We start from the raw sequence: 2211 nt of genomic DNA on the forward strand, positions 1-2211 counted from the left end.
AATTCTTCCACCACCTCGGTTAATTCCCGCGTTCTTTGCTCAACCCTTCTTTCTAATTCCTGTTGGGCCCGCCAGGTTGCTTCAAATAAACGGGCGTTCTCCAAGGCCTGCCCGATTGAGTGAGCCAGTATCGTAATCAGCTCCTCGTCGCCTTCGGTAATCGGAACCTCGTCGGACGTGGTGCCGACAAAAAGAAAACCGTGAGCGCCCTCTTTGGGCACAATCGGAGAAAGACAGAAAGCCTTGACTTCGAAGAGCCTTTTTATTTCCTGGCCGGATATAGGCTCGGTTTCGGCGCTCCGGGAGGATATGGTTTTGCCTTCTTTAATTAATTTTAGATAAGTTTCTGCGTTGGAATCGACTTCGACGGTTACTCTATCGAGGTCTTTTTGAAGATAGCCGAGCGCCAGGTAAAGCAGGAATTTTTGTTCCTTCTCCTGCCAGATAAGCCCCAGGGCCTTCTGCATCCCCAGTTCCTCTATATACTCGGTTTTAATCTGATTGAATATCTCTCTTTCGTCCAAAGTGGTGGTGAAGGCGTGCGAGAGTTCTTGCAGGGTGTAAAGCTCGGAAATCTTTTTATCCAGCTCTTCCTGGATTTTATTTAACTCAAGGTCGGTGCGCACGATTAACTTTGCCTGTTCGTCCATCTGGTCTAAAGAATTCTTCAGATGGTCGATGGTTAACTGCATTTGCCGCATTCTTTCGGCTTTGAATATGTTGATAAGGGCCAATACGATAATCGCCACCAGGGTAATAGCGATCGATAAGTATAAAATAGCGTTCGGATTCGGCATCGTTTTAGCTTATCGCCAGGATGGCGATAGTTTGATTATGGCAATAGGTCTTGCCGGCAAAATCGGTTGTTTTTAAAGGCGCCTGTTCTCCTAAAGTGCACAGCCCCAGTATCGGCGTTCCCGGGAAATGGGATTCGATAATTTCCAATTCTTTCATAAATTGTCTTCCCAGCAGATATAGCCGGGAAGCGGAATTAAATACGAGTATTATACTCGCTTTCTCTTTCTTTGGGAACGCCTGCATGTTCAGGGATTGCTTTGCCTCAAGAGCCGCTTCTTCCGTCGCAGCCAGAGAAGATTCTTTTGTCCCGATCATTAATCTTACCCGGCTGTTCTCCGGCACATCGCCGCGGCAGATCAAAGAGCCGTCGTCGCGTATAAACAGAATATTCCTCAATAAATATTCTTCCTCTCCGGAAATATTAATACCGATAGGATAGAGGCAGGATATGCGCTTTAGCTCTTTTTTTAATTCCAGAATATCCTTGGCAAAATAATCTTGATATAAAGACGCGGCCGGTTTCTCTTCTATCTCTTTAATTATAAAATTATCCGACGACGTTACCAAATGAGGTTTGCCGATGGGTTTCCATCCGTGCTTTATTCCCAGGCCGAAACCTATCCTGCCCGCCCAGAGCACGCCTACGGCGCCTCTGGTAAGGGTTTCTCTATTGAAGTACTGAAAGGTTTTGTTGGATATGTTGTCGGATGCGGCGTTTGCGCCGATTATCGGGAAGCTGCGGCCCAGTCTTTGCTGGAGCCCTTTTAAAAAAGCGGCATTATCCACGATTTGTCCGTCGGAAAAAATCAAACAAAATCGACGCTGGACGTCTTTCATTCCGAACAACAGCTGTTTTCCGATGCGGTCTCCTCCGGCGAAAAGGTCGGCTAACACATTTTTTGCCGAGACGACGTTAAAGTAAGCGTTTTTCGCGCTAATCAGCGCTATGGCTATACCGTGTTTTAAAATCCCGTCTTTGGTTAAGATTGCGCTGCTGGTCGTTCCCAGCAAGGGCACGTCGGGGCCGATGAGGTTGCCTATCGCCCTTAATAAATAAGAAAAGGCAAATTCAAAAGAAGTAAACAGGATAGCCAAAGAGATCTCTTCCTGATTTAAATTTACCTTTGCTTGAGAGACCGCTTCGGCTACGGCAGATTTATAATCCTCGTTGGTGCTTATACCTACTCCGGCATAGACGGGCATAGTAAAATCTTAACATATATTCGGGTAGGGTCAATAAATTAGTTGACCTTACAACCATTCTTTATTAAAATATGAAAACTGGCGCTATCGTCTAGTTCGGCCTAGGATGTCAGCTTCTCAAGCTGAAGACACGGGTTCAAATCCCGTTAGCGCTATATTTTTACCCCGTTAGAGAACTTTGTTCTCTAACGGGGTAAACTTTAGAAGCTG

General features: G+C 45.9%; 2 protein-coding genes and 1 tRNA gene. 1 reads left to right on the forward strand and 2 read right to left on the reverse strand.

Features of this window, described 5'->3' with window-relative positions; genetic code table 11:
• On the reverse strand, nt 1-797 hold a 797-nt coding region (locus tag KKC53_07345), incomplete at its 3' end, for a hypothetical protein (GenBank protein MBU2598961.1).
• Nucleotides 798-801: 4 nt separating this feature from the next.
• Entirely contained in the window at nt 802-2001 is a 1200-nt protein-coding gene (locus KKC53_07350) for an FIST C-terminal domain-containing protein (GenBank protein ID MBU2598962.1), read from the reverse strand.
• Nucleotides 2002-2081: 80 nt separating this feature from the next.
• On the opposite strand from KKC53_07350, the gene KKC53_07355 reads away from it, so the two are divergent.
• Nucleotides 2082-2156 (forward strand) — tRNA-Glu (locus tag KKC53_07355).
• Nucleotides 2157-2211 lie beyond the last annotated feature (55 nt).

Source organism: Actinomycetota bacterium (genome assembly GCA_018830725.1).
Taxonomy (GTDB): Bacteria; Actinomycetota; Humimicrobiia; order JAHJRV01; family JAHJRV01; genus JAHJRV01.